Consider the following 20,545-nt stretch of genomic DNA (forward strand, 5'->3'; position numbering starts at 1 on the left):
TCTGAGCTGCGGACTAATATGAGTACGAGCCTAATTGTACAGGGTCTTACCATCATATTTTCGCGTTGTACCGCAGCTCCGCGAGGGGCACAAACGCATCACCGGCCCAATCATCGCCGGAGATGCGTTTATGGTGTTGAGAGAACACCTATCACCCGTGTGAAAGAAGCACCGTGCAACCCATCCAGGAGCAAACGCCCCACCATTCACCCGCAGCACCAGTATCGACGCCGTGGTGGAGCCCGCGTGATCTGACACCCGGCTACTTCGCGCTGGTGATGGGCAGTGGGATCGTGTCGATCAGCCTGCACCTGCTCGAATATTTCATCGCGTCGATCGTGCTGCTGAGTATCGCGGCGATTGCCTACGTGATCTTAGTCGGGTTGAATCTCTGGCGGCTCGTCGCTCATCGACCCGCCATGTCGGCCGACTTCCACGACATCCAACATTCTTTCGGCTTTTTCACCTTCGTCGCCGGGACCGGTGTGCTCGGCTCGCGACTGGCCCTCTCCGGCTGGTGGACCACCGCCGTCATCCTGTTGATTATCGCAGCGGTCGCCTGGCTCATACTGGGGTATTTGGTCCCGGTGTTCGCCGTCCTTGGCAAAGCCACACGACCGCTCATCAAGTGGGCCAACGGTTCGTGGTTCGTGTGGGTGGTCGGCGCCCAGTCCGTCGCAGTCCTGGCAGCAACATTAGAACCACACCTAGCTGGCGCACGCGATGCCCTGGCGATGACGGCGGTATTTGCCTGGTCACTGGGTGTGGTGCTGTACGTTGCGGTCGCCGTGTTCGTGGCACTGCGGATGATGACGTATCCGCTTGATCCCCACGAATTCAATCCGCCGTACTGGGTTTCGATGGGAGCACTCGCCATCACGGTGGTGGCTGCTGCTCGCATCGCAGAAATGGCCTCCTCTCCGATGGTCGATGTCACCCGCGGACTCGTCGCGGGGATGGCCGTGTTGTTCTGGTGTTTCGCCACCTGGATGATCCCTGCACTCTTCGGCATCGGTATATGGCGGCACGTGTTCCGCAAGGTACCACTCGTCTACGAGCCCGGCCTGTGGAGCATTGTGTTTCCATTGGGCATGTACTCGGTGGCAGGCATTTACCTGGGGCGCGTCAACGACCTCCCGATTGTCGAAGCCGTTGGCTCCGGATGGATGTGGGTGGCGGTCATCGCGTGGGGCATCACCTTTGTCGCGATGGTGCGCACCATCGCGATACGTGTGGTCGGCCGTCGCGCAAAGGGAGTACTCTAGTCTCATGTTGATTGGCGTTCCCACAGAGATTATGAATAATGAAAATCGCGTCGCGCTCACCAATGGTGGAGTCCACGAACTGGTGACAGCAGGCCACACGGTTGTGGTCCAGGCCGGGGCCGGCATTGGCTCGGGTATTTCGGATGACGACTACCGTGCGGCAGGCGCCGAGCTCGTGGATGACGCCGCCCAGGTGTGGGAGCGCGCCGAGATGGTGCTGAAAGTCAAAGAGCCCGTCGACGAAGAACTCACCCGCATGCGTGAGGGCCAGCTGCTGTTTGCCTACCTCCACCTTGCGGCATCAGCCGAGTGCACCAAAGCTATTCTGGATTCCAAGGTCACGGCCCTGGCCTATGAGACCGTCACCCGCGGTCGAGCCCTCCCGTTGCTCGCGCCGATGAGTCAGGTCGCCGGGCGTCTGGCTCCGGTCGCAGGTGCATACCATCTGACCCAGGCAACCGGTGGATCCGGCGTGCTCATGGGTGGTGTGCCCGGCACCCGTCGCGCCAACGTGGTGGTCATCGGCGGTGGCGTGGCCGGTGAAGCAGCCGGTGTCATTGCGGCGGGCATGGGAGCCAACGTCAGGGTCATCGATCTGAACTTAGAACGCCTGGCCGAGCTCGACCAGATTCACCAGGGCCGCCTTGACACCCTCGCGTCCAACACCATGAATATTTCGGAAGCTGTAGCCGACGCCGACCTGGTGATTGGTTCTGTGCTCATTCCCGGCGCGGCTGCGCCGAAACTTGTGACGGCACAGATGGTCGAGAAGATGCGTCCCGGCTCGGTACTCGTCGACATTGCCATCGATCAGGGCGGCTGCTTCGAGAATTCACGGCCAACCACGCACCAGAATCCCACGTATTTGGTGGGCGACAAGATCTACTATTGCGTCTCCAACATGCCCGGCGGCGTGCCACAAACCTCCACCGCCGCACTGACCAATGCGACGCTACCCTACATCCAGCGGGTTGCTTCCAAAGGTTGGGAAGTCGCATTGGCGGCCGATGCTGGCTTGGCCGCGGGGCTCAATGCACACGCCGGACAGATTACCCATCGTGGTGTCTACGATGCCATGGCAGAAGATCTCGGGCTGTCAGAGGTTCGAGATTTTGCTGCTGTTGAGGATATCCTCGCCAACGCCTAATGAAATGAGGTCAGAAACTTCACCATGAACATGACCGACGCAGCGTATCAGTCAGCCCCTGGTGGGCCACTTGATGTGGATCGGGCCTTCTATACAGCGATTCGAGACCGCGCGGGTAACCAGCAACACCTTGTCGAACAGCTGACCGTCCCCATCCGCTCAGGCCGTGCCTGGGTTGTACCAGCCGGACATGTGTGCCGTGTGACGACCATCGAGGGCGCACAAGTGGCCGACATGAATTTTTGGAACCTGCACGACCCCAGAGAACGCATGTGGGCTGCCAGAACCCGCCAGTTACAGGCTGCTCATGTGACGGAGTTCGACCGGCTGTGGTCAACTCTGCCATTTCTTCGACCGATGGTCACCATCACCGGTGATTCGCTGCGCGACTACGGTCAGGATGCCGAAGGTGGAAGAGTCCACGATCTACTCGGCACCCGCTGCGATCCGTATGTGAATCGGATGTTGGAGGACGAAGACTTCGATTTTCATTGTCACTCAAACCTGACACGCGCGGTCGCCCCGTACGCCCTCACGGAGTTCGACGTGCACGATGTACTGAATGTTTTCCAGTGCACCGGCCTCAATGCCGCCGACGAGTATTTTATGAAGACCTCCCCGGCTCAACACGGAGACTATTTTGAATTCTTCGCCGAGCTCGATCTGCTCGTCGCACTATCAACGTGTCCTGGCGGCGACCTCTCGGTGCCGATGTTCGGCCCTGACGCTGGCGATACGCTCAGCGTCTGCAGCCCCCTCGGTGTGGAAGTGTTTTCCCTTGATGAGCAGCTTCTGACGGGGTGGCGTCAGCCCCAGCGCGCTGCCTACGCAGGACAGCATGGCATGAAGGGCCACGACTGGACACAGTAATCAACCACAAGCTGACGTAGTCCAAAATATAAGCTCAAGCAGGTAACGAGCTGCGGTATCGGCGGAAACCCAAGGGACACCTACTGGGCATCGGCATCTGAACCATCGACTTCGTAGTCAATTTCGGGTTCGTAATCCTTCGGGATAACGGTGATGACGACCCGACGGTTTTGTTGACGACCCTCCTCGGAGTTGTTATCCGCCCGGGGATGGTCCTCACCCATGCCTTCCGCTGTTACGTCCCCGGATGACACGGTGGTGTTGTCTCGCAACCATTCGACGACAGCTTCTGCGCGCTGTTCGGATAGCTCCGCGTTGTCGGCATATTCTTGGGACGGCAGATCATCCGTGTGGCCTTCTACCCGGATAGTGTAGCTCTCGTCGCGTTCTCCAATGTCGTCGGCAATAGCCTGGAGTTCGGTCTCGGCCTCAGAGCGGAGCGCGTGCTGATCACTATCGAAGAGCACGTCACCTTCAGTGGTGTACGAGGTGGTCTCATCGTGTTCGGAGTATTCCGTGTGCTCCGTTCCTTCCACACGATATGAATCCAAACGGTCGCTATCGACGCGGGCTGAATCCACTCGCATACTGTCGACTCGGTAGCTGGGTAGCCGCGTTGATGGGACGCGGTCACCGCTTTCCGTGGTCACTCCGAGACGATTCTCGCGGCTGTTGTGGCTACGGGAAGCGTAGATGTGGGGCCGGTGAATATGTGGACGATACACGTGCGCAATGTGGTCGCCTTCTTCCGCGTCATCGGGTTCAGTTTGGCAGACCTGTTCCTGGTATTCACCCTCTTGTTCGACAGCTGGCGAGATGATTTCCTCTTGGACGAGCTCATGCAATACTGTCCCATCGGGGAGTTCAACGGCCGGCACCGTGCGTTCGGGGATGCGGTATCCGGGGATGAACGAACCCGAGATTTCCACTGCCGGTAGGCAACCGCCGGGTGCAGGGTATTCAATCAGACATCCACCTTGGCCGACTCGCTCTGGTATGACGATAGCTGGAGCACCAGGCACTTCTACTGTTTGGCCATCGACTTCAACTGTGTCGGCTGAGAGTCCTTCCAGCTCCTCTTCAGGGATGACGACGTCGTCTAGCCATTCAACGGTGGCGCCGTCGATATTTTCGGCGTCGAGACATTGTTGAAATTCGACGGGGTCATCAACTTCGGCGACCAGGGAGTCGCCAGAATAGGTGTCTTCATCATCCTGATCGACCGCTTCGGTTTCCTGCGAGGCGGCTTCTTCGTCACGGAAGCCTGCTCTTTCTTCCGGGGCACACGAGCTCAGCGCGAAGGAACTCAGCAGTGCCAGGCCCAGGGTTCTGTACAAGATGGTGGGTTTACTGGTGGTCATTTGTCTCCCCCAATGGTTAGTCTCCGCGATTGATATAGCTGTGGTGCCTGTGAGTCGTTCGATACAGCAGGAAAGTTACACGCATCATTAAAGACTTTTCAGCCGATGTCATCGCTACACACGTGCAGATGACCTGGGCATCATACGTGTCACAATGACGGCGGGTGCCGCACCCTGTGGTGCGACACCCGCCGTCATGTGTATTTGTCTTTGCTTAGGATTTCACAGAGACATCAGCCTGGCTGGCAATCTTTGATTCTTCGCCAACGCGAGCGCCGGTTGGCACCTTGCGGTCGGCAGCTTCCTCTGTCACCAGCGGGTAGACACCGGCTTCGTTGTGCGTTTCACGGCCGGTGACCGGCGGGTTGAACACACATGCCATGCGCAGCTCGGTGGTCGCACGCACGGTGTGCTTCTCGTGACCATCCAGCAGGTACAAGGTACCATCGCGAAGCTGGTGCACTTCACCGGTTTCTTCGTTGGTCAGGGTGCCTTCACCCTGGACACAGTACACAGCTTCGATGTGGTTCTCATAGTGGAACGTCGACGTTGTACCGGCGTAGATGACGGTGTCGTGCATCGAAAAGCCAACGCCTTCGCGGGCCAGCACAATGCGACGAGAGCGCCAGGTTTCGGATTTGACGTCACGCTCGGTGTCGTTGAGATCTTCCAGTTGGGAAACGATCATAAAAAGTGTTCCTCTCGCTTAGGCGTTGACGGTTTCACCCAGTACCAGGGTGATGTCCTGTCCAGTGACTTCGCTGACGCAGTCGGCCAGAATCTTCAGGCCGCGCTCTAGTACGTCGAGCTCGATGGTCATAGCTGGCATCAACTTCAGGACTTCATCTTCTGGACCGGACGTTTCTACCAGCAGGCCCTTTTCGAATGCCTTCTTCGCAATTTTACCGGCAGCGTCGAAATCCGAGAAGTACAGCCCGGTCAACAGTCCACGGCCTTTGACTGAGGTGCCTTCAACTTCGATGGCAATCTTGGTCAGTGCATCTTGCACCGTATCGATCACCTGAGTGAGATGACCCTTCTGGAACGAATCATCGGCCCAGTAGCGACGCAGTGCTGCGGTTGCGGTCACAAAGCCCGGGTTGCTGCCGCGGAACGTGCCGTTGTGTTCGCCCGGTGCCCAGACGTCAAGTTCTGGCTTGAACAGGGTCAATGCCATTGGCAGACCATAACCGGAGATGGATTTCGAGACACACACGATGTCTGGAGTAATGCCGGCTTCTTCGAAGCTGAAGAAGCTACCGGTACGCCCACAACCTGCCTGGACGTCATCGACGATGAGTAGGATGTCATGACGAGCCGTCAGGTTGCGCAGTTCTTGCAACCATTCGGCGCGTGCCGCATTGAGCCCGCCTTCACCCTGAACGGTTTCAACAATGATGGCGGCGGGTTTATCGACACCGGAGCCGGAGTCTTCCAGCACGCGCTCGAGCCACAGGAAGTCGGGGGTTTCACCATCGAAGTAGTCGTCGTATGGGATCTTCGAGCTGTTGGTCAACGTCATGCCCGCGCCCTTGCGCTTCATCGAGTTACCTGTGACAGACAGTGAACCAAGGGTCATGCCGTGGAAAGCGTTGGTGAAGGACAGAATGTGCTGACGACCAGTCACTTTACGAGCAAGTTTCAGTGCGGCTTCAACGGTGTTGGTACCTGTTGGCCCGGGGAACATGACTTTGTAGTCCAGGCCGCGTGGTTCCAGGATCACATCCTTGAAGGTCTGCAGGAACTCACGTTTGGATGGGGTCATCATGTCCAGCGAGTGCACCAGGGCATCTGAGGTCAGGTACTCGACCAACTCGGAACGCAGTTCTGGGTTGTTATGGCCGTAGTTCAGGGCGCCAGCGCCGGCGAAGAAGTCGACGTAGTCTTTGCCCTGCTCATCGGTCATGACCGAGCCGGAGGCTTTCGTGAATACGGTTGGCCAGCCACGTGAATAGCTACGTACTTCAGATTCGGTGGTGTTAAAAATTTCGGTGTCCATGAGGATCCTTTCCCAGGTCGTCGTCAATCATGGTGTCTGCTCTGACTTGGGCGTCAGCGTGCCAGTGATGTTGGAAAATAGGGCCTGCGCGCAGCACAGCAGACTTGCAGCACAGCGGCGCGCAGAAGTTTATTGAGTCGTTGGCGCGTTAGCGCACAACGGCAAGGTGACGTTGTTCAGTGGAGTCCTGCCCGGTGTTTGGCACTAATGGACCGATACGGTGCAAGTATTCGGTGTCGTGTCCGTCCGGGTACATCTCCGGAGTGAACAACGGGGTGATGTCGTGTACCGCGTCGTGCCGGTCTGCCAGTGAAGCAAACAGCCGAATCGACGCGGCGTTATCATCGGTGACGGTCGTTTCGAGGTTTTGAGCTGAAGTGGTATCGACCAGGTAGTCCAGCATGCGGCTGGCTAGTCCATGTCCGCGCGCTGCCTCGTCGACGCCTACCTGCCAGATCATTAAGGTCTCTGGATCGTCAGGACGCATGAAGCCGGTGATGAAACCGAGCAACTGCTCATCTTGAGATACAGCGACCACGCTCGTCGAGGAGAAATCGCGGCACCAGAGTAAATACTGGTACGAAGAGTTCAAGTCCAGGACCCCGGTGTCACGAGTCAACCTCCACATAGCTGCACCGTCTGACAGCTTCGGCGGTCGGCAATCAATTACGTAACCGGAATGATCATTCTTGGTTTCGGAATATGGCATGGTCTCCAGAATAGCGAACTGATCGTCAATAGCAACCTGAAAACCTGCCCCATACTGCTCATTTCAACGAAATTCGACACACGCTTTCTGCGATCTGACCGCAATGAGTCGCGGTTTTCAGGAGCTCGACGGGAAGGCAAGACCACCTCAATGACTGTTATCATTTCGTTATAAACCTGTTGTCTCAGCGTTATCAATTCATCGTCTCTGGCTTGAACGATTCGCGACTATCCCCTCGGATCAGGCGAGGCCACCCCGTCGAGCCACTCAATCAAACCAAGACCTTGATCACAAGTTCACCTGGACCCCACTACCCAGAGAGCGTCTTTTGCGTTCGTCACAACCGAATCATTCACTAGCGGTGCCCGTTGACGAAGCGGACAGTCAGTGCTTGAAGTGCACGTAGAGTCGCCCTGAGTTCTTACTGTCCTTTTCCACTCGGTGATAGCGTGCTTTGATGTCCTTGCGGTCAAGAAAACGCAGCACACGCTTCTTCAGCGCCCCGCTCCCCTTGCCGGGAATGATCTCGACTTTCTTCGCGCGGGTTTCTTCAGCTTCATCGATAATGTCATGCAGCGCCCGGTCTAAGTCTTTACTCTTGTTGTAGATGTCGTGCAGATCCAACTTGAGACGCATGAATCGAGTTCCTCAGGCTTTCCTGCTATTTGGGATACGAGATGGTGTAGGTGAGGCGAGCAAACTGCCCCACCTGTTGAGCCGACGTCAACGTCAGCTGGTCTGAGTCTATTCGCATTGAGAGCAGTGGGGCACCCTGCCCAAGCGCTACCGGAGCCATGGTGAAGATCAGCTCACCAAGCGCCTCGGCCTCGAAGAATTTTGTACATCAGCAATATAACCATCAAAGCTTGTTGCTGTTTCGTAAACAATCCGGCCCATAAACTTCACGGTACCGGCAGCATTTTGCGACGCACAAGTACCCCGAAGAGCATCCTACGACTCCCCTAGTCAGGCCGATTCGCGGGCCGCAGCATCTTTCTACACCACGCTGTGGCCCTCAACCCGAGCACGATGCTCCTTGACATTTTTGATTGTTATTTCAAAGTACACTTCATAAAATGAAGTTATGAGCAAAGATTACGGTCAATTTTGTGGGTTAGCGAAAGCAGCATCAGTGCTTGGAGAACGTTGGGCACTGCTGTTGGTGCGAGATCTGAGCATCTCCCCTCGACGGTTCAAAGAACTCCACGATGGGCTACCGGGGATTCCGACCAGCGTGCTGACTACCCGTTTGCGCGAACTCGAAACCGCCGGCATTGCACAACGCCAAATCGCTGGACCCACGCAAGCCGGTGTGGTCTACGGACTGACCGCCTATGGCAAGCAACTCGGGCCCGTCCTCGATGCTCTCGGACGATGGGGTGCTCAACGCATGAGCACTCCAGAGCCAGATGATGTAATCACCAGTGCCTCACTCGCCGCTGCTCTTCGCAGCGGTTACCAGCCCGACGTGCTCACATCGCTGACAACCTACGAACTGCATGCAGGACCTGCTATCGCCTGGGCTCGTGCACACGGCGGGCAAATCGAAGTTGGTGCCGGTGCGCCTGATTTCACCGCCGATGTGACCATTCTGGCCGGCCCCCAACTCAGATTGTTGTTGGCGGGCCACATGTCAGCGTCGGAGGCGATTGCTTCTGGCGCAGCCGAAGTAACCGGCCCAGATGGTGCCTTGGCGACGTTTAGCCGCGCTTTTCACGTCCCCTTGGATGATTTTGAAACAGTTACCGACACCTCCTAAATATGGAAGGACTACCACCATGAAACTCAGCATCAACCTCTTTATGACCCTCAACGGGGTAAGCCAGGCACCCGGAGGCCCAGACGAAGATACCCGTAACAGCTTCAACGATGGCGGCTGGCTCTTCACGGTCTGGGATGACAGCTGCAGCACCGCAGTCAACCGGTGGTTTGAACAATGCGGCGCGCTGTTCTTGGGCCGAACCACCTACGATGTCTTCGCCGGATACTGGCCCCAGGTCACCGATCCCCAGAACGATGTCGCCCGGATCCTCAATACCGCACAGAAGCACGTCGTCACATCATCGCCGGTCGGCAACGAATGGGCCGATACGACCAACGTGTTGGACAACAATTTCCTCGATGCCGTAACCGAGTTAAAGACTGTCGACAGTGCAAAAGAATTGCAGGTTCACGGCAGCATTCAACTTGCTCGAGCCCTGCATAAGGCTGGCCTCGTTGATGTCTACCGTTTTCTCATTGCCCCGGTCACCGTCGCTGACGGTTTCAGTCTCTTTGATGAACCCGGCCCGTCCTACAGGATGAATGTTCAGCACGGGACCGTGACCGAAAACGGAGTTTTCGACGTCGAAATGCGTCCCGAAGAACTCCAAATCACGCAAACTGCAGCCGTCCAGGACGGTAAAGACTCGCACCAAGAAGTCTAAGGAAGTGCCGTCATGATTATTATTGCCGGATACCTCGAAGTCGATCCTCCCGACCGCGACGAGTATGTCCATGCCTTTACAGATTTTATCAAGACAGCACGACAAGCAACGGGTTGCCTGGATTTCTCGATCAGCGTCGATACCGCCGATCCCGCTCGAATGAATATGTTTGAGCTGTGGAATACCCAGGAAGATCTCGATGCCTTCCGCGCTCAGGCCGAGCCACCCGACACAGACGTTGAGTTTATTGGTGGGTGGGTCCAAGAGTATCTCATCGAATATAGCCGGGATCCGTTCAGCACGGATAACACCACCCCGGAGGCGACCCCGTGACGGTCTATGCAAGTATCAGTGTCTCATTGGACGGCTACTATGTTGGAGCGAATCCGAGCCAGAATGCACCCATGGGTGAAGCAGGTTCGGTTCTGCATAGCTGGTTTCGTCACGATGTAGCCGACAGACAACAACTGACGACTCACGAGCTCCTCCGCGACGAATTCGAACGACTCGGCGCGATGATCATGGGCCGTGACAGCTACGAACATGCCCAGGCTGTTTGGGGACCGCACCCGCCGTTTGAAGTGCCCATCTTTGTTCTGACGAATCGACCACGGTCAGATGACGTGCGTGAAGGGACAACGTTTCACTTCGTCACCGAAGGGTTCGAAACCGCGCTCGACCGAGCCCATGCTGCAGCACAAGGTCGCGATGTGGGATTACACGGCGGTGGCGCTATCCAACAGGCGCTGATCCACGAGGTGCTGGAGGAGCTACAAGTTCACCTTGTGCCACACATATTGCAGCGGGGACGGAGACTCTTCGAGCAATTCGATGACCGTCTCGAGCTGCAGCAGCATCGTGTGGTCGAGGGCAACGGTGTCACACATATCCAATACAGGGTGCCCTAGGATTTCGTGGACCGCCGGCGTCGATCAATGAGACGGCAGCCCCACGCGAATTGTATGATCACTTATCTCCTTGATCTGAAGGGCCCCGCCTCACGAGGTCATCTATCCTCGCCGCAGCCTCTTCAGGAGTCTCCGGCTCGTAGCTCGGATCGCGTGCGCGACGTCGATTCCGCATGACACGAAGAATGATCCATACCACCAACACCACGACGACAGTGCCGAGCACCACATTGGAGAACACATCGGCATAATCCGAGATGATGTGGAAATTTGAGCCCAGCAGATACCCACCCATGATGAACAAGGTGTTCCAAATCGCCGATCCTAGCGCCGTAAACAGGGTGAACAGCCAGAGATGCATCCGCTCAATCCCGGCAGGAATAGAAATCAGAGAGCGGAAGATCGGGATCATCCTGCCCAGGAAGACCGTCCAATATCCGAACCTGATGAACCATCGCTCGGTACGCTCCACGTCGTCGATGTCTACCAAGGGCATGGCGTAGGCGATCTTATACAATCGACGCCGCCCGAGCCACGCCCCTAGACCATAGAGGACGAGCGCACCGGTCACCGAGCCGATAGTCGCCCATAGAATGCCTTCGGCCGGGGTAAAGGCGCCACTGGCTGCGCTAAAACCTGCGAGCGCAAGGAATAATTCGGACGGGATCGGTGGAAAAATGTTTTCCACGAACACCATCAGCCCCAGGCCGACCGGCCCGAGAGCCTCCATGACAGTCAGCAGCAGATCGCCTAGCCAGCCGTACGAGACGTCATCGGGTGTGGCTCCGGAGAACATTGCGAGCGGATCAAGCATGCTCTCATCGTATCTACCGTCCCTGGAAAATAGCCGCTGACGGGGTGAAGCACCAAGGTTTTTGGCATCAACGTTATCCGCATGCCTCAGTCTTGAGCGGCGTCGGCGGCTCGGGTCACTGCTTCAGCAATGTCTGGTCCAAACATGACCGGGTCGTTATGGTCTGCTTGGTCGATGATGTGTTCTTCGACGAGATTCGGCGCTGCCTGAGCCACTTGAGCACTCAGTTGTGCGGGGATCACGGAATCCTCTGCGGCTCTGATGACGGTCACGGGAACTTCGGTTTCACGTACCTGGTCAATCACCGGGAAGTTGTCGCATAGCACGGTTCGCACCGGTAGCCAAGGATAGTGGTGACGGCCCACGTCAGCTAGTTCGGTGAACGGCGAGCGCAACACGACCACTGCTGGCGGTCTTTCCGCGATGAGTGCCGCGACCACTCCGCTCCCGATGGACTCGCCGAAATAAATGGTTTGGTCGGGTTGGTACCCCTGAGCCTCGAGGGCGTCCACGGCAGCAAAACCGTCACGGATCAGACCTTCTTCGGTCGGGGAACCAGGATTGGTGCTGTACCCACGATGTTCCAGCAGCAGCATGGCAAAGCCTTGTTCTTGAAAGTGCTGGGCGATGCCGGCTCTGTTTTCCCTGTTCCCCGCATTTCCGGGTCCCATGAGCACGGCCGTCTGTCGATCGTCGGCTTCCGGTGCTGGCGGCGCAAACCACGCCTCGAGTTCGTATCCATCCGAGGTGTGCAAGACGATATCTTCGCCACCGAGCAATGCATCTTCGGCGGGCGGCACCTCAGAGGTGTCGGGAAAGTAGATCATCGAGCGTTGCATGAACCACAGGACGACGAAAATTATCGCCGCAACCCCAGCCAACACGGCGACATACATCAGCGCTTTGCGCCCACGCCGCCACGGAGTGGGCGCCTCCACGGGATGTGTGGTCGCTGAGTCAATCCCAAACGTCATACTTCCTATAGTTCCAGTTGGTGACGACCGGCTCAATGCCGGGCGCGGACCAAGTGGTCACCGTCGGCGTTTGGGTGGTGAGCTACCGATACACGCGCTTGACGAGGCAGGGATAGTCGATTATGAGTCCGCCCTCATCAACGGAGATCGTTCGGCGGTGTCGAGTTGCGAGGCACCAAAGAGTTCCGATAGTCGTCCTGCGGTCATGTGGCGACGGAAATCCATTTCCCAAAAACGGTCTTGGGCATGAACGAATCCCTGGGCCATAAAGAGGTCATGCGACGTCTCAGCGGTAACCGTTGGGATCCCCCGGCTCATCGCGTTGCACTGTGACGGACTGCTCGAGGCCAGCTACTTCAAGTACCCCCTCGGTGTCTGGAAATGCTCGAAACACCGACCACGTGACGAAACCACCAACTGCCAGAGCCACCACGACCAGGGCGGAAAGCGTCCCCAAAAAGAATTTCAGCAGTCGAGTACGTTTCGATTTCGTCCGGGTAGCTTTTTCTGTCATGACGTGGGTCTCCGCGAGTAAGTGATGAGTTCACCCCAGGATACGTGACCTGCAACACGTATAGGCCACATGGCCCCTCTGCGATGGGCTCAAGTCACCATACCTAGAAGCGAGCGCCGCTGAATAAGCGGTGGCCGGCATTGATGAGCTGCATGACTTCTTTCGTTTTCAAGCCCTCGACACCGGGGATATATATGTAGCGGTGGTGTCGGTTCCAGAAGGGGCCCACCGCGGGAGAGAGCTTCTCACGTATTTCAAACGGAGTGCGCTCATTGACGTTATAGAGCCCGGATGGGCTCAGTTCCATGACGGCCCGTCGAACAAAGCCCCCATCATGTTCAGCTTGCACCATTTTGTGCTGTGCCGGACCAAAATCCCTCCACGGAATGGGGCCCACACCGCGCATCGTTAGACCATTCGGGTCGAGGATGACAGGATCTGTTTCGGTAGCGCTGTAGCGACTTCGCTTCCGCGCAACGGATACTAGCCAAGTCATCATGCCACCCATTGCCAGGAGACCCGGGATGAGCGCGAAAAGCGGCACCGGCCCAATGCTCGGATCCGTAACACTCACGAAGATTATGACCGTAGTGCCACCAACGGACATGACGCCCACCAGGACGCACAGCGCGATGATCAGGATCCGTGTAACAGATGACCAGGTTGAAGCGTCACCTCGGAGGCTCACCCTACCGGTCTGGTGCAATGTAGTCATGGCTTGGTTCAAGGTCGGCGACATATACAACATTAGACCATACGACGAACACTTGGCAGGTGATCAAACACAGCCAACTCTTTGGTATGTAGCGGTAAGTTGATGACTCCGAATGCCGCGAAGTCTTCGGTCAATATTCGTCAAACGCAACACGACTATATGAAAGTTCAGTCGAACACGGTCAGGCTACCCTAGACATGTCATAGCCGTATACAGATATATTCGTGGTAGCCCGTACCGTACTCTATGAGCTAACGTGAGAGCTATGTTCTAGTTCACTACGAAGGAACGGCCAAGGAGTATGGTGTTGGCGGTCTTTTTTCATACCTTAGGAGGACGTCGTGGATAGCTTTCCCCTATTCGGGTGGCTCATAATGATTGTTCCACCGATTCTAATGATCACTGCTGTTGTGCTGTTCTACGTCAGAGAGGTCAAGAAAGAACGGCTCGAAGACGAATTGCTCAAGCAAGAAATCGAATCGAGGGACTGACGTGGAGTACACAACCGGCATACTCATCATTCTGATCCTGTACTTACTCATGATGCTAGGAATAGGCATCTGGTCGGCGAAGGCTAGCAACCAAGGATCCTCGGACTACTTTCTTGGCGGAAATCGCGTAGGTCCCTGGGTGATGTCCATGAGTGAGAAGGCGTCCGAAAGCAGCGGATTCATGACCGCCGGACTCCCCGGCGAAGCATACTCAACTGGTATGAGCGCCGCGTGGAATGCGGTATCGAGTGTTTTCTCCATCTTTAACTGGGTATTTTTTGCTAAACCTCTCCGGCGGCTCTCCAAGCTGCTGAAGTCGCTCACAATCGTTGACTATTTGTCCACACGGTATCAAGACCACACAAATGTCATGCGTGTGGTGTCCATCATTATGATGACCGTGTTTCAGACCGTATATATTTGCGCCCAGTTCGTGGCATTCGGTGTGCTGTTTGAAGTCGTACTCGACATGAACTTCAGCACCGGCGTTATCGTCGGCGGTATTGTGACGACCCTCTACACGGTTGTCGGCGGATTCTTTGCTGTGACCATTACAGACTTTATTCAAGGTGTGCTCATGGCAGCCGCCTTTATTGTGTTGCCAATCGTCGGCATCATGAACATTGGTGGTTTCAATGAGATGGGCCGCTCAATCACGGACACGATGGGCTCTGATTTTCTCCAGCCGTTCTTTGGTAACCCAACCCTCACCTTTGCCGGTGTGATAGCAATCGTGAGCTACTTGTTTATCGGCATCGGTTTCAATGGCGCACCGCACGTCCTAGTTCGCTATATGGCACTTCGGACAACGCGTGATGTCAAAAAGATTGCGCTTATTGGCATTATTTGGATGATGATTGCCTACTACGGCGCGGTCTTCATTGGGCTGGCCGGATTAACGCTCTTCCCGGGTATTGACAACCCAGAGGAGATTTTCCCGACGATGGCTATAGAGCTACTCCCCTGGTGGCTTGGTGGCATCATCATCGCCGCGGCACTTTCAGCACTCATGTCCTCAATTGACTCGATGCTGCTCATCACGTCTTCATCGCTCGCCGAAGATCTCTGGAACAAAATCTTCTATAAAGGTCGACTCAGTCAGAAAAAGACCATTCTGGTATCACAGATTTCTACTGTCGTCATCGGAGCTATTGGCGTCGTGATCGCGATCAACCCATTCGACTCTGTCTTCTGGCTCGCCGTGTTCGCATGGGCAGGACTGGCTACATGCTTCGGTCCGCCGGTGATCCTTGCACTGTATTGGAAAGGCGTCACCAAATGGGGCGCGATTTCCGGAATGATCGTGGGACCAGTCGTCACCATCCTTTGGTACTTTTGGCCGCCCATCGATATTTACGAAGGCGGGCCAGCATTTATCGCCGCGTTGGCAACGATCGTGATTGTCAGCCTGCTGACCAAATCACCCGACGACGAGGAATTCCAAGAAATGTGGTCTACCTATAACGAAAAGAACGCCGTCGGCACCCCGTCATTCCTCGAATCCGAACACGAGTACGTGAGGAACATGTCGGCCGATGATCTGCGCATGAAATCTGATAAGCACATCGTCCGCGACTTATTAGAACGCAAGATCACGACCGCGAGCCCGTTCACCCGCGTTTCAGGCAAGGCGTCCCTTGGATAATGATCCCGGCACGACCAGTGTCATCCGGCTCATTGAAACGCCATATAAGCTCGAGGCCCAGAACATCGTCTGTTATCCGAATCTGGTGTTGTATTTCAAAATTGAGATCCAACGACTCTTCATGAAACCTCGGATCGTCTATTCGGCGATCACCGTGGACCTCGTGCGGGGTGAAGCTGCGCGTTCCAATATGTTTCCGAAATCTCGCCCCATAGAAATTAGTGACGATGCCCTCATACCGCAACTGATGAGCCATGAAGCGGCCACCGCAGCTGCGCAGAAGGTCGTCATGAAATGGCTGCGATATAAGTTCCGGATCTATAAAGTACCCAATATTGAGCTGGTCAGGCAGCAGGCAGTCTATAAGGCCTTCTTCTATACGAAAGGCCCAAAGGACGAATTGCTCCTCGTGGATTCCGTTGAGGGCATTGACCTCAGTGATAAGGACGGGAAGGGCTAGCCGTCAAGCCTGGTCTCATGCCCGCGGCTTACCGTATACGCGGTACGCCGCGGTCAGTAGATCCATCATTTCTCGTGGCGTCAATCCGTCCACACCTGGAACGTACATATACCGGTTGTTGGGGCGTCGTCCCAACAACCCGCCCGGTGGCGATAAGCGGTTCCGCACGTCGCTGGGTAGCCGCGAGTTCAGGTTGGACACTCCTGAAGCTGTCAGGGGCAAGACCGCTCGCGTTTGGCTTCCGCGCATTTCACCGCTGACTATCTTGTAGCGCGGCGGCAAGAAATCGTCCCAGGCGATGGGGCCAACCCCACGCATGGTCAGCCCACGTGCGTCAATAATGACCGGCTGAAATTCGGAGCCTGACGGGTGGTGGCGTTGCAGGCGAAGGTAGTTTAGCCATACCAGTACGGCGAACACGACTGGGAACAGCGAAAAGATCCCAAAAACCAGAAACAATGCAAGCGAACCAGCAACAACCGCTGTGATGACGGCGAATACGAAGCCGCCCAGGCCAAGGACACCAATCAGACTGGCAAATATCACACTGGCCAGTAGAAAGTTCTTCGCAGTGTCCGTCCAGACGACGGGTGCTCCCGGCAGGTAGACCTGACCTGTCTGATGTAACACATGCATCGCGTGATGCAGATTAGACGCCATGGGGGCGAGAACTTTGTCGACGTTGCCGGATGGACTCAATCGTCTTGACGACTCCCCCGACAGCAAATGCGGCAAACACGGTACCTTCTCGAACACCTTCGAGTCGCTGCATCAAGAGCACGGAAACGGCGATCGCTATGAGCACGATCGACCAATCGACGAGCTGTTTCATGGTACCAAACCGAATCGAGGTGACCTGGGTGAGCGCCATGGTGATGCCCTCACCGGGCAGGTATAACAGCTTGGGTTGAATCTGAATGTAGACACCGATGCCAAGGATCAGCGCGCCGAGAATGGTGACGACCCATTGTAGAAGATACTGATCAGTCTGGGCCCACCTGGTCAAGAGTAACGAAAAGTCGATGACCGCGCCGAAGACGAATGCTATGGGGATCTGTACCAGTTGGAACAGCCGAAACCGACGTCGAAGAATCAGTATCTGCAGTAGCACGAAGGTGAGGTTCATCAGCGCTGTAAACGTGCCGAGTGAAAATGGGGTCGCCGCGTCCATGACAGCAGGGAAGGTCGAGATGGGAGCGGTGCCAAGTTGCCCGTGCACGCTTAGTGCGATGCCGATGGACATGACGAACACACCGAGCAGAAAAACCAGCCAACGCTGTACTACGCTCGCTGGTTTCGGCATCTCGTCGCGCACCCGCGCCTCCTCGCATTCAGGTCTAGCGTCGGTGCCAGACTCACTGTATTGTAGCGCCACTATTCTGCGGTACTGCCCGTGAGTGCCCGCTGTGGTGCGGCATCGGCGACGTTACGGGCATATTCCATCGACTGGTTGTAGGTGGTAATGGCCTGAACCCATTCATCGTCATCGGTCAAGTCCCCGGCACTCTCACACAGGTACACGCCCGCGGTTAACACTGCATCATCGATCTGTTGTGGATCGAGCTGCCCGTCGAGATTGCCATCGACCGCATAGGTTTCCCACGTCTCGGGCAAAAATTGCATGGGCCCCACGGCTCGGTCCCACTGCTCGTCGTTGTCGATTTCCCCTTGGTCGGTGTCGGCGACTTCCGCGATGCCTTCACTGCCGTCCAGCACCGGGCCGGTAATTGCAGGTTCAGCAACTCCGGCACCATCCAGGCCACTGTCATCAATACTTGCGTGCGAGGTCTCGACGGAGCCAATGCCCGCCAGGGTGTTCCAACCAAGCTGACATTCGGGGCGCGTTTCTGCGATCCGCAAGGCCGCGCCGGCGTAAGCGGACATGGCACGCTGCGGGATGGCGTACTCCGTGGCAGTTGCCTCTACCCATGTTGAATCAGCCAGCTGCGCGATAGGCACGTCTTCGGTCGACTCACTATGGGCTTCGGCGGCCACAGCCTCCAGGTTGGGTGGTGCTTCCGGTGGCCCCGGATCGTGTTCGGCCTCGTTCGACGAACAGCTCGCCAGGAGTAGTCCAACGATGACCGCGCCAACGCTCCGACCTGCAGTGGCGCTGAGCTTGCGGTGGGATGTCATCACAGGCGCCTCCTTTCATGGTTTCTAACATAGACCATCAACGCGGGTATTTCCTGAGCAAAAACGGTTACCCTAAAGGATGTGACCTCACCGAAAATTCCTGCCGCTTCAGCTTCGACCGGACTGCTGATCATTTTGTTGTGCGCGATGGGCGCGGGGCCACTGTTCAATTACGGCGTTTCAGTATCGTCCGCGCTCATTATCGAACAGCTGGGCATCACCGCAGGCCAGATTGGTTTTATTGTCACCGTCGTCTTTGCTGCGGCCGCCGTCTCCAGTATTTGGTTGGGCAATCTGGCCGATAAAATCAGTGTTCGACGTCAAATGGTGTTGATCTTTCTCGGCACCGCCCTCGCACTGGCCGTTGCCGCGTTTGCTGAGAGTTATTGGTTGCTGCTTGTGGCCGCGGTACTGGCTGGCCCGGCGCAGTCGATCTCGAATCCGACCACCAACCGGGTCATCATGCGTGCCGTGCCACTTGAAAAACGGACCGGCTGGATCGGTGTCAAGCAATCCGGTGTTCAAGCCTCCCAATTATTTTCCGGGCTGTTCTTCCCCGCGGTCGCACTCGCGCTGGGATGGACCGGAGCAGCACTGGGTGGGGCGCTCGTGTGCATCCTGCTGTGGCTGGTTTCCCTGAAATATGTGCCATCGTCAGCCCAGTTGGCTCGGCGACACGAAGCTGCACCGGAGCCGGAACCAGCCGAGGTCACGGTAGACACCGGCAAAATTTCGACGGTTGAGTCCAAAGAATCATTGCCCACCGTGGTCTACTTCTTTGCGGCAATTGCGATGTTATCCGGCATGGGCATGCAGGCAACCAACGTGTATCTGCCATTGTTTGCCGTCCAGGAGCTCGATTTTTCGTTGGTCCTCGGCGGCGCGGCCGCTGCGGCGTCCGGCATTATCGGTGTGGTCTCACGCATTGCGTGGAGTCGCCGGATGCAGGCCGGTGCCGAACCATCCCGCTTACTCATGCTTATCAGCGGTGGCGCGCTGCTTGGTGTATTGGCGTTTCTCGGGGCAGCGCTTTGGCAACAGCCCGCACTCGTGTGGACAGGTGCCGCACTTCACGGCATCACCGTGTTCGGCGCCAATGTCGTGATCAACGCAGGTCTCCTTCGGGTGGTGCCCGCACATAAGATCGGTGCGGCCTCCGGACTAAACTCGATGGGCATGTACACCGGTTTCGCGCTGGGACCGCTCATTATGGGGTTGCTTCAGGATATGACGCATTCATTTATGGCAGGCTGGCTGTTCGTAGGCTTGTCCTACCTACTGTGTGGAGCGGTCACCATCGCCCTGTACCGCCGCACACTTCGGAAGGAGAACCGATCATGATCACCAGAACCGCCCACGCTCCTCGATGGGCACGCGCGATGATGCTGCTAATTCCAGCACTCTGGATGGGGCTGATCATCGGCATCTCCGGTATCGAAGCCCCGTTGAAATTCACGGCACCCGGCATCACCATTCCGCTGGGGCTCGGCATCGGCCGTCGCGTCTTCTTCGCTATGAACATCGTCGAAGTGCTTTTGGGCATCGCGTTATTGGTCGCGCTGATCACGCTGCGGCGAAACCATCGATTCCAAGCGCTGCCCTACTTTGCCAAAATCCAGCGCTACAGTGCCATCGCTCTTGCCGTGCTGGTTGTCAAAACCGTCGTCATTCGTCCACTGTTGGCCTCACACACCGACGCCGTACTGGGTGGCACTTCCGACGGCGGCTCCACGACCCACTACTTTTATATCGCGGCCGAACTCATCCTGTTCGTAGTGCTGGTCATGCTGGTGCTCACCGCGGTGCGCGGGCTGTTAGCTCCAACAAATTCCGTGGAGCCTCTCCTGACCGACGACGGCAATGCATCTTCGACGACGCCGACAGAGCACTGATCAACACCTCAGGCACCGGTCAGACTGAACAGCCCTGCCATCAAGGCACCCGTGACAACCGCGTACAGAGTGATGGCGATGGCATGCCACACGATGACACCGGTTCGGGAGCTCCCAAAAGAGGCTCATCGTAAAAATGAGTGTAGTTGGTGTCTGAATCCGCCGGTGTCGAGCAGTGCTCTGGTGATGTAATGCATGAGATTACGGAAGCCTAAGGCT

The 20,545-nt window shown here is 56.6% G+C and carries 23 protein-coding genes and 1 pseudogene; 11 read left to right on the plus strand and 13 right to left on the minus strand.

The window, feature by feature from the left end; all coding sequences use genetic code 11:
- Nucleotides 1–173: 173 nt before the first annotated feature.
- The 3 genes from ACYVJT_RS06260 to ACYVJT_RS06270 are packed head-to-tail and all read left to right on the plus strand — an operon-like array spanning nucleotide 174 to nucleotide 3,282.
- A complete protein-coding gene (locus tag ACYVJT_RS06260; RefSeq protein WP_343956014.1) occupies nucleotides 174–1,265 on the plus strand; it encodes a tellurite resistance/C4-dicarboxylate transporter family protein in 1,092 nt (363 codons plus the stop codon).
- 4 nt (nucleotides 1,266–1,269) lie between these two features.
- On the plus strand, nucleotides 1,270–2,412 hold the full coding sequence (ald, locus tag ACYVJT_RS06265) for an alanine dehydrogenase (protein WP_343956015.1): 1,143 nt from the start codon (nucleotides 1,270–1,272) through the stop codon (nucleotides 2,410–2,412).
- A gap of 24 nt (nucleotides 2,413–2,436) precedes the next feature.
- Complete coding sequence (locus ACYVJT_RS06270) at nucleotides 2,437–3,282, plus strand: urea carboxylase-associated family protein (RefSeq protein ID WP_343956016.1); 846 nt, start codon at nucleotides 2,437–2,439, stop codon at nucleotides 3,280–3,282.
- Between the two features lie 80 nt (nucleotides 3,283–3,362).
- On the opposite strand, the gene ACYVJT_RS06275 is transcribed toward ACYVJT_RS06270, so the two are convergent.
- The 5 genes and pseudogenes from ACYVJT_RS06275 to ACYVJT_RS06295 form a co-directional block, all read right to left on the minus strand.
- Nucleotides 3,363–4,643, minus strand: coding sequence for an OmpA family protein (locus ACYVJT_RS06275; RefSeq protein WP_343956017.1), 1,281 nt, complete (start codon nucleotides 4,641–4,643; stop codon nucleotides 3,363–3,365).
- A gap of 295 nt (nucleotides 4,644–4,938) precedes the next feature.
- Nucleotides 4,939–5,331: pseudogene (locus ACYVJT_RS06280) on the minus strand (ectoine synthase); the annotation flags it as partial.
- 18 nt (nucleotides 5,332–5,349) lie between these two features.
- The gene (ectB, locus tag ACYVJT_RS06285) at nucleotides 5,350–6,642 is read right to left on the minus strand and encodes a diaminobutyrate--2-oxoglutarate transaminase (protein ID WP_343956018.1); all 1,293 of its coding nucleotides are present in this window, start codon (nucleotides 6,640–6,642) and stop codon (nucleotides 5,350–5,352) included.
- Between the two features lie 148 nt (nucleotides 6,643–6,790).
- Nucleotides 6,791–7,351, minus strand: a complete 561-nt coding sequence (gene ectA, locus ACYVJT_RS06290; protein ID WP_343956019.1) for a diaminobutyrate acetyltransferase — start codon at nucleotides 7,349–7,351, stop codon at nucleotides 6,791–6,793.
- Between the two features lie 384 nt (nucleotides 7,352–7,735).
- The gene (locus ACYVJT_RS06295) at nucleotides 7,736–7,987 is read right to left on the minus strand and encodes a Smr/MutS family protein (protein ID WP_343956020.1); all 252 of its coding nucleotides are present in this window, start codon (nucleotides 7,985–7,987) and stop codon (nucleotides 7,736–7,738) included.
- 448 nt (nucleotides 7,988–8,435) lie between these two features.
- Between ACYVJT_RS06295 and ACYVJT_RS06300 the strand changes: the two genes are divergently transcribed.
- Genes ACYVJT_RS06300 through ACYVJT_RS06315 form a run of 4 tightly spaced genes read left to right on the plus strand, consistent with a single transcriptional unit; the run spans nucleotide 8,436 to nucleotide 10,685 of the window.
- On the plus strand, nucleotides 8,436–9,110 hold the full coding sequence (locus ACYVJT_RS06300; protein ID WP_343956021.1) for a winged helix-turn-helix transcriptional regulator: 675 nt from the start codon (nucleotides 8,436–8,438) through the stop codon (nucleotides 9,108–9,110).
- A gap of 19 nt (nucleotides 9,111–9,129) precedes the next feature.
- Complete coding sequence (locus ACYVJT_RS06305; RefSeq protein WP_343956022.1) at nucleotides 9,130–9,777, plus strand: dihydrofolate reductase family protein; 648 nt, start codon at nucleotides 9,130–9,132, stop codon at nucleotides 9,775–9,777.
- Nucleotides 9,778–9,789: 12 nt separating this feature from the next.
- Entirely contained in the window at nucleotides 9,790–10,110 is a 321-nt protein-coding gene (locus tag ACYVJT_RS06310; RefSeq protein ID WP_343956023.1) for a putative quinol monooxygenase, read from the plus strand.
- Nucleotides 10,107–10,685: a dihydrofolate reductase family protein gene (locus tag ACYVJT_RS06315; RefSeq protein ID WP_343956024.1), complete on the plus strand. Its 579-nt coding sequence runs from the start codon at nucleotides 10,107–10,109 to the stop codon at nucleotides 10,683–10,685. The genes ACYVJT_RS06310 and ACYVJT_RS06315 overlap by 4 nt, the downstream gene beginning before the upstream one ends.
- A 58-nt stretch (nucleotides 10,686–10,743) precedes the next feature.
- Here the strand turns inward: ACYVJT_RS06315 and ACYVJT_RS06320 are convergent, their stop codons facing one another.
- The 5 genes from ACYVJT_RS06320 to ACYVJT_RS06340 form a co-directional block, all read right to left on the minus strand.
- Complete coding sequence (locus tag ACYVJT_RS06320) at nucleotides 10,744–11,499, minus strand: DedA family protein (RefSeq protein ID WP_343956025.1); 756 nt, start codon at nucleotides 11,497–11,499, stop codon at nucleotides 10,744–10,746.
- A gap of 86 nt (nucleotides 11,500–11,585) precedes the next feature.
- Nucleotides 11,586–12,473, minus strand: coding sequence for an alpha/beta fold hydrolase (locus ACYVJT_RS06325; RefSeq protein WP_343956026.1), 888 nt, complete (start codon nucleotides 12,471–12,473; stop codon nucleotides 11,586–11,588).
- Between the two features lie 120 nt (nucleotides 12,474–12,593).
- Nucleotides 12,594–12,791 carry a penicillin acylase family protein gene (locus ACYVJT_RS06330; protein ID WP_343956027.1) on the minus strand — a complete coding sequence of 66 codons (198 nt, stop codon included), beginning with the start codon at nucleotides 12,789–12,791 and terminating at the stop codon, nucleotides 12,594–12,596.
- Nucleotides 12,760–12,987 (minus strand): hypothetical protein, encoded by a 228-nt coding sequence (locus ACYVJT_RS06335; protein ID WP_343956028.1) that lies wholly within the window; start codon nucleotides 12,985–12,987, stop codon nucleotides 12,760–12,762. Before ACYVJT_RS06335 ends, ACYVJT_RS06330 begins: the two co-directional genes overlap by 32 nt.
- A gap of 103 nt (nucleotides 12,988–13,090) precedes the next feature.
- Nucleotides 13,091–13,702 carry a hypothetical protein gene (locus ACYVJT_RS06340; protein ID WP_343956029.1) on the minus strand — a complete coding sequence of 204 codons (612 nt, stop codon included), beginning with the start codon at nucleotides 13,700–13,702 and terminating at the stop codon, nucleotides 13,091–13,093.
- Between the two features lie 492 nt (nucleotides 13,703–14,194).
- On the opposite strand from ACYVJT_RS06340, the gene ACYVJT_RS06345 reads away from it, so the two are divergent.
- Together ACYVJT_RS06345 and ACYVJT_RS06350 are read left to right on the plus strand one after the other, a co-directional pair.
- The gene (locus ACYVJT_RS06345) at nucleotides 14,195–15,838 is read left to right on the plus strand and encodes a sodium/proline symporter (RefSeq protein WP_343956030.1); all 1,644 of its coding nucleotides are present in this window, start codon (nucleotides 14,195–14,197) and stop codon (nucleotides 15,836–15,838) included.
- Nucleotides 15,831–16,298, plus strand: a complete 468-nt coding sequence (locus tag ACYVJT_RS06350; protein WP_343956031.1) for a hypothetical protein — start codon at nucleotides 15,831–15,833, stop codon at nucleotides 16,296–16,298. Before ACYVJT_RS06345 ends, ACYVJT_RS06350 begins: the two co-directional genes overlap by 8 nt.
- Nucleotides 16,299–16,313: 15 nt before the next feature.
- Here the strand turns inward: ACYVJT_RS06350 and ACYVJT_RS06355 are convergent, their stop codons facing one another.
- The 3 genes from ACYVJT_RS06355 to ACYVJT_RS06365 are packed head-to-tail and all read right to left on the minus strand — an operon-like array spanning nucleotide 16,314 to nucleotide 18,434.
- Nucleotides 16,314–16,958, minus strand: a complete 645-nt coding sequence (locus ACYVJT_RS06355) for a hypothetical protein (RefSeq protein WP_343956032.1) — start codon at nucleotides 16,956–16,958, stop codon at nucleotides 16,314–16,316.
- Nucleotides 16,948–17,613: a YczE/YyaS/YitT family protein gene (locus tag ACYVJT_RS06360; protein ID WP_343956033.1), complete on the minus strand. Its 666-nt coding sequence runs from the start codon at nucleotides 17,611–17,613 to the stop codon at nucleotides 16,948–16,950. The genes ACYVJT_RS06355 and ACYVJT_RS06360 overlap by 11 nt, the downstream gene beginning before the upstream one ends.
- A gap of 59 nt (nucleotides 17,614–17,672) precedes the next feature.
- A complete protein-coding gene (locus ACYVJT_RS06365; RefSeq protein WP_343956039.1) occupies nucleotides 17,673–18,434 on the minus strand; it encodes a lytic transglycosylase domain-containing protein in 762 nt (253 codons plus the stop codon).
- An 81-nt stretch (nucleotides 18,435–18,515) separates the two neighbouring features.
- Between ACYVJT_RS06365 and ACYVJT_RS06370 the strand changes: the two genes are divergently transcribed.
- Both ACYVJT_RS06370 and ACYVJT_RS06375 read left to right on the plus strand, forming a co-directional pair.
- The gene (locus ACYVJT_RS06370; protein WP_343956034.1) at nucleotides 18,516–19,775 is read left to right on the plus strand and encodes an MFS transporter; all 1,260 of its coding nucleotides are present in this window, start codon (nucleotides 18,516–18,518) and stop codon (nucleotides 19,773–19,775) included.
- The gene (locus ACYVJT_RS06375) at nucleotides 19,772–20,326 is read left to right on the plus strand and encodes a hypothetical protein (RefSeq protein WP_343956035.1); all 555 of its coding nucleotides are present in this window, start codon (nucleotides 19,772–19,774) and stop codon (nucleotides 20,324–20,326) included. Before ACYVJT_RS06370 ends, ACYVJT_RS06375 begins: the two co-directional genes overlap by 4 nt.
- Nucleotides 20,327–20,545: the final 219 nt, after the last annotated feature.

The sequence above is a fragment of the Yaniella soli genome, from assembly GCF_054782375.1.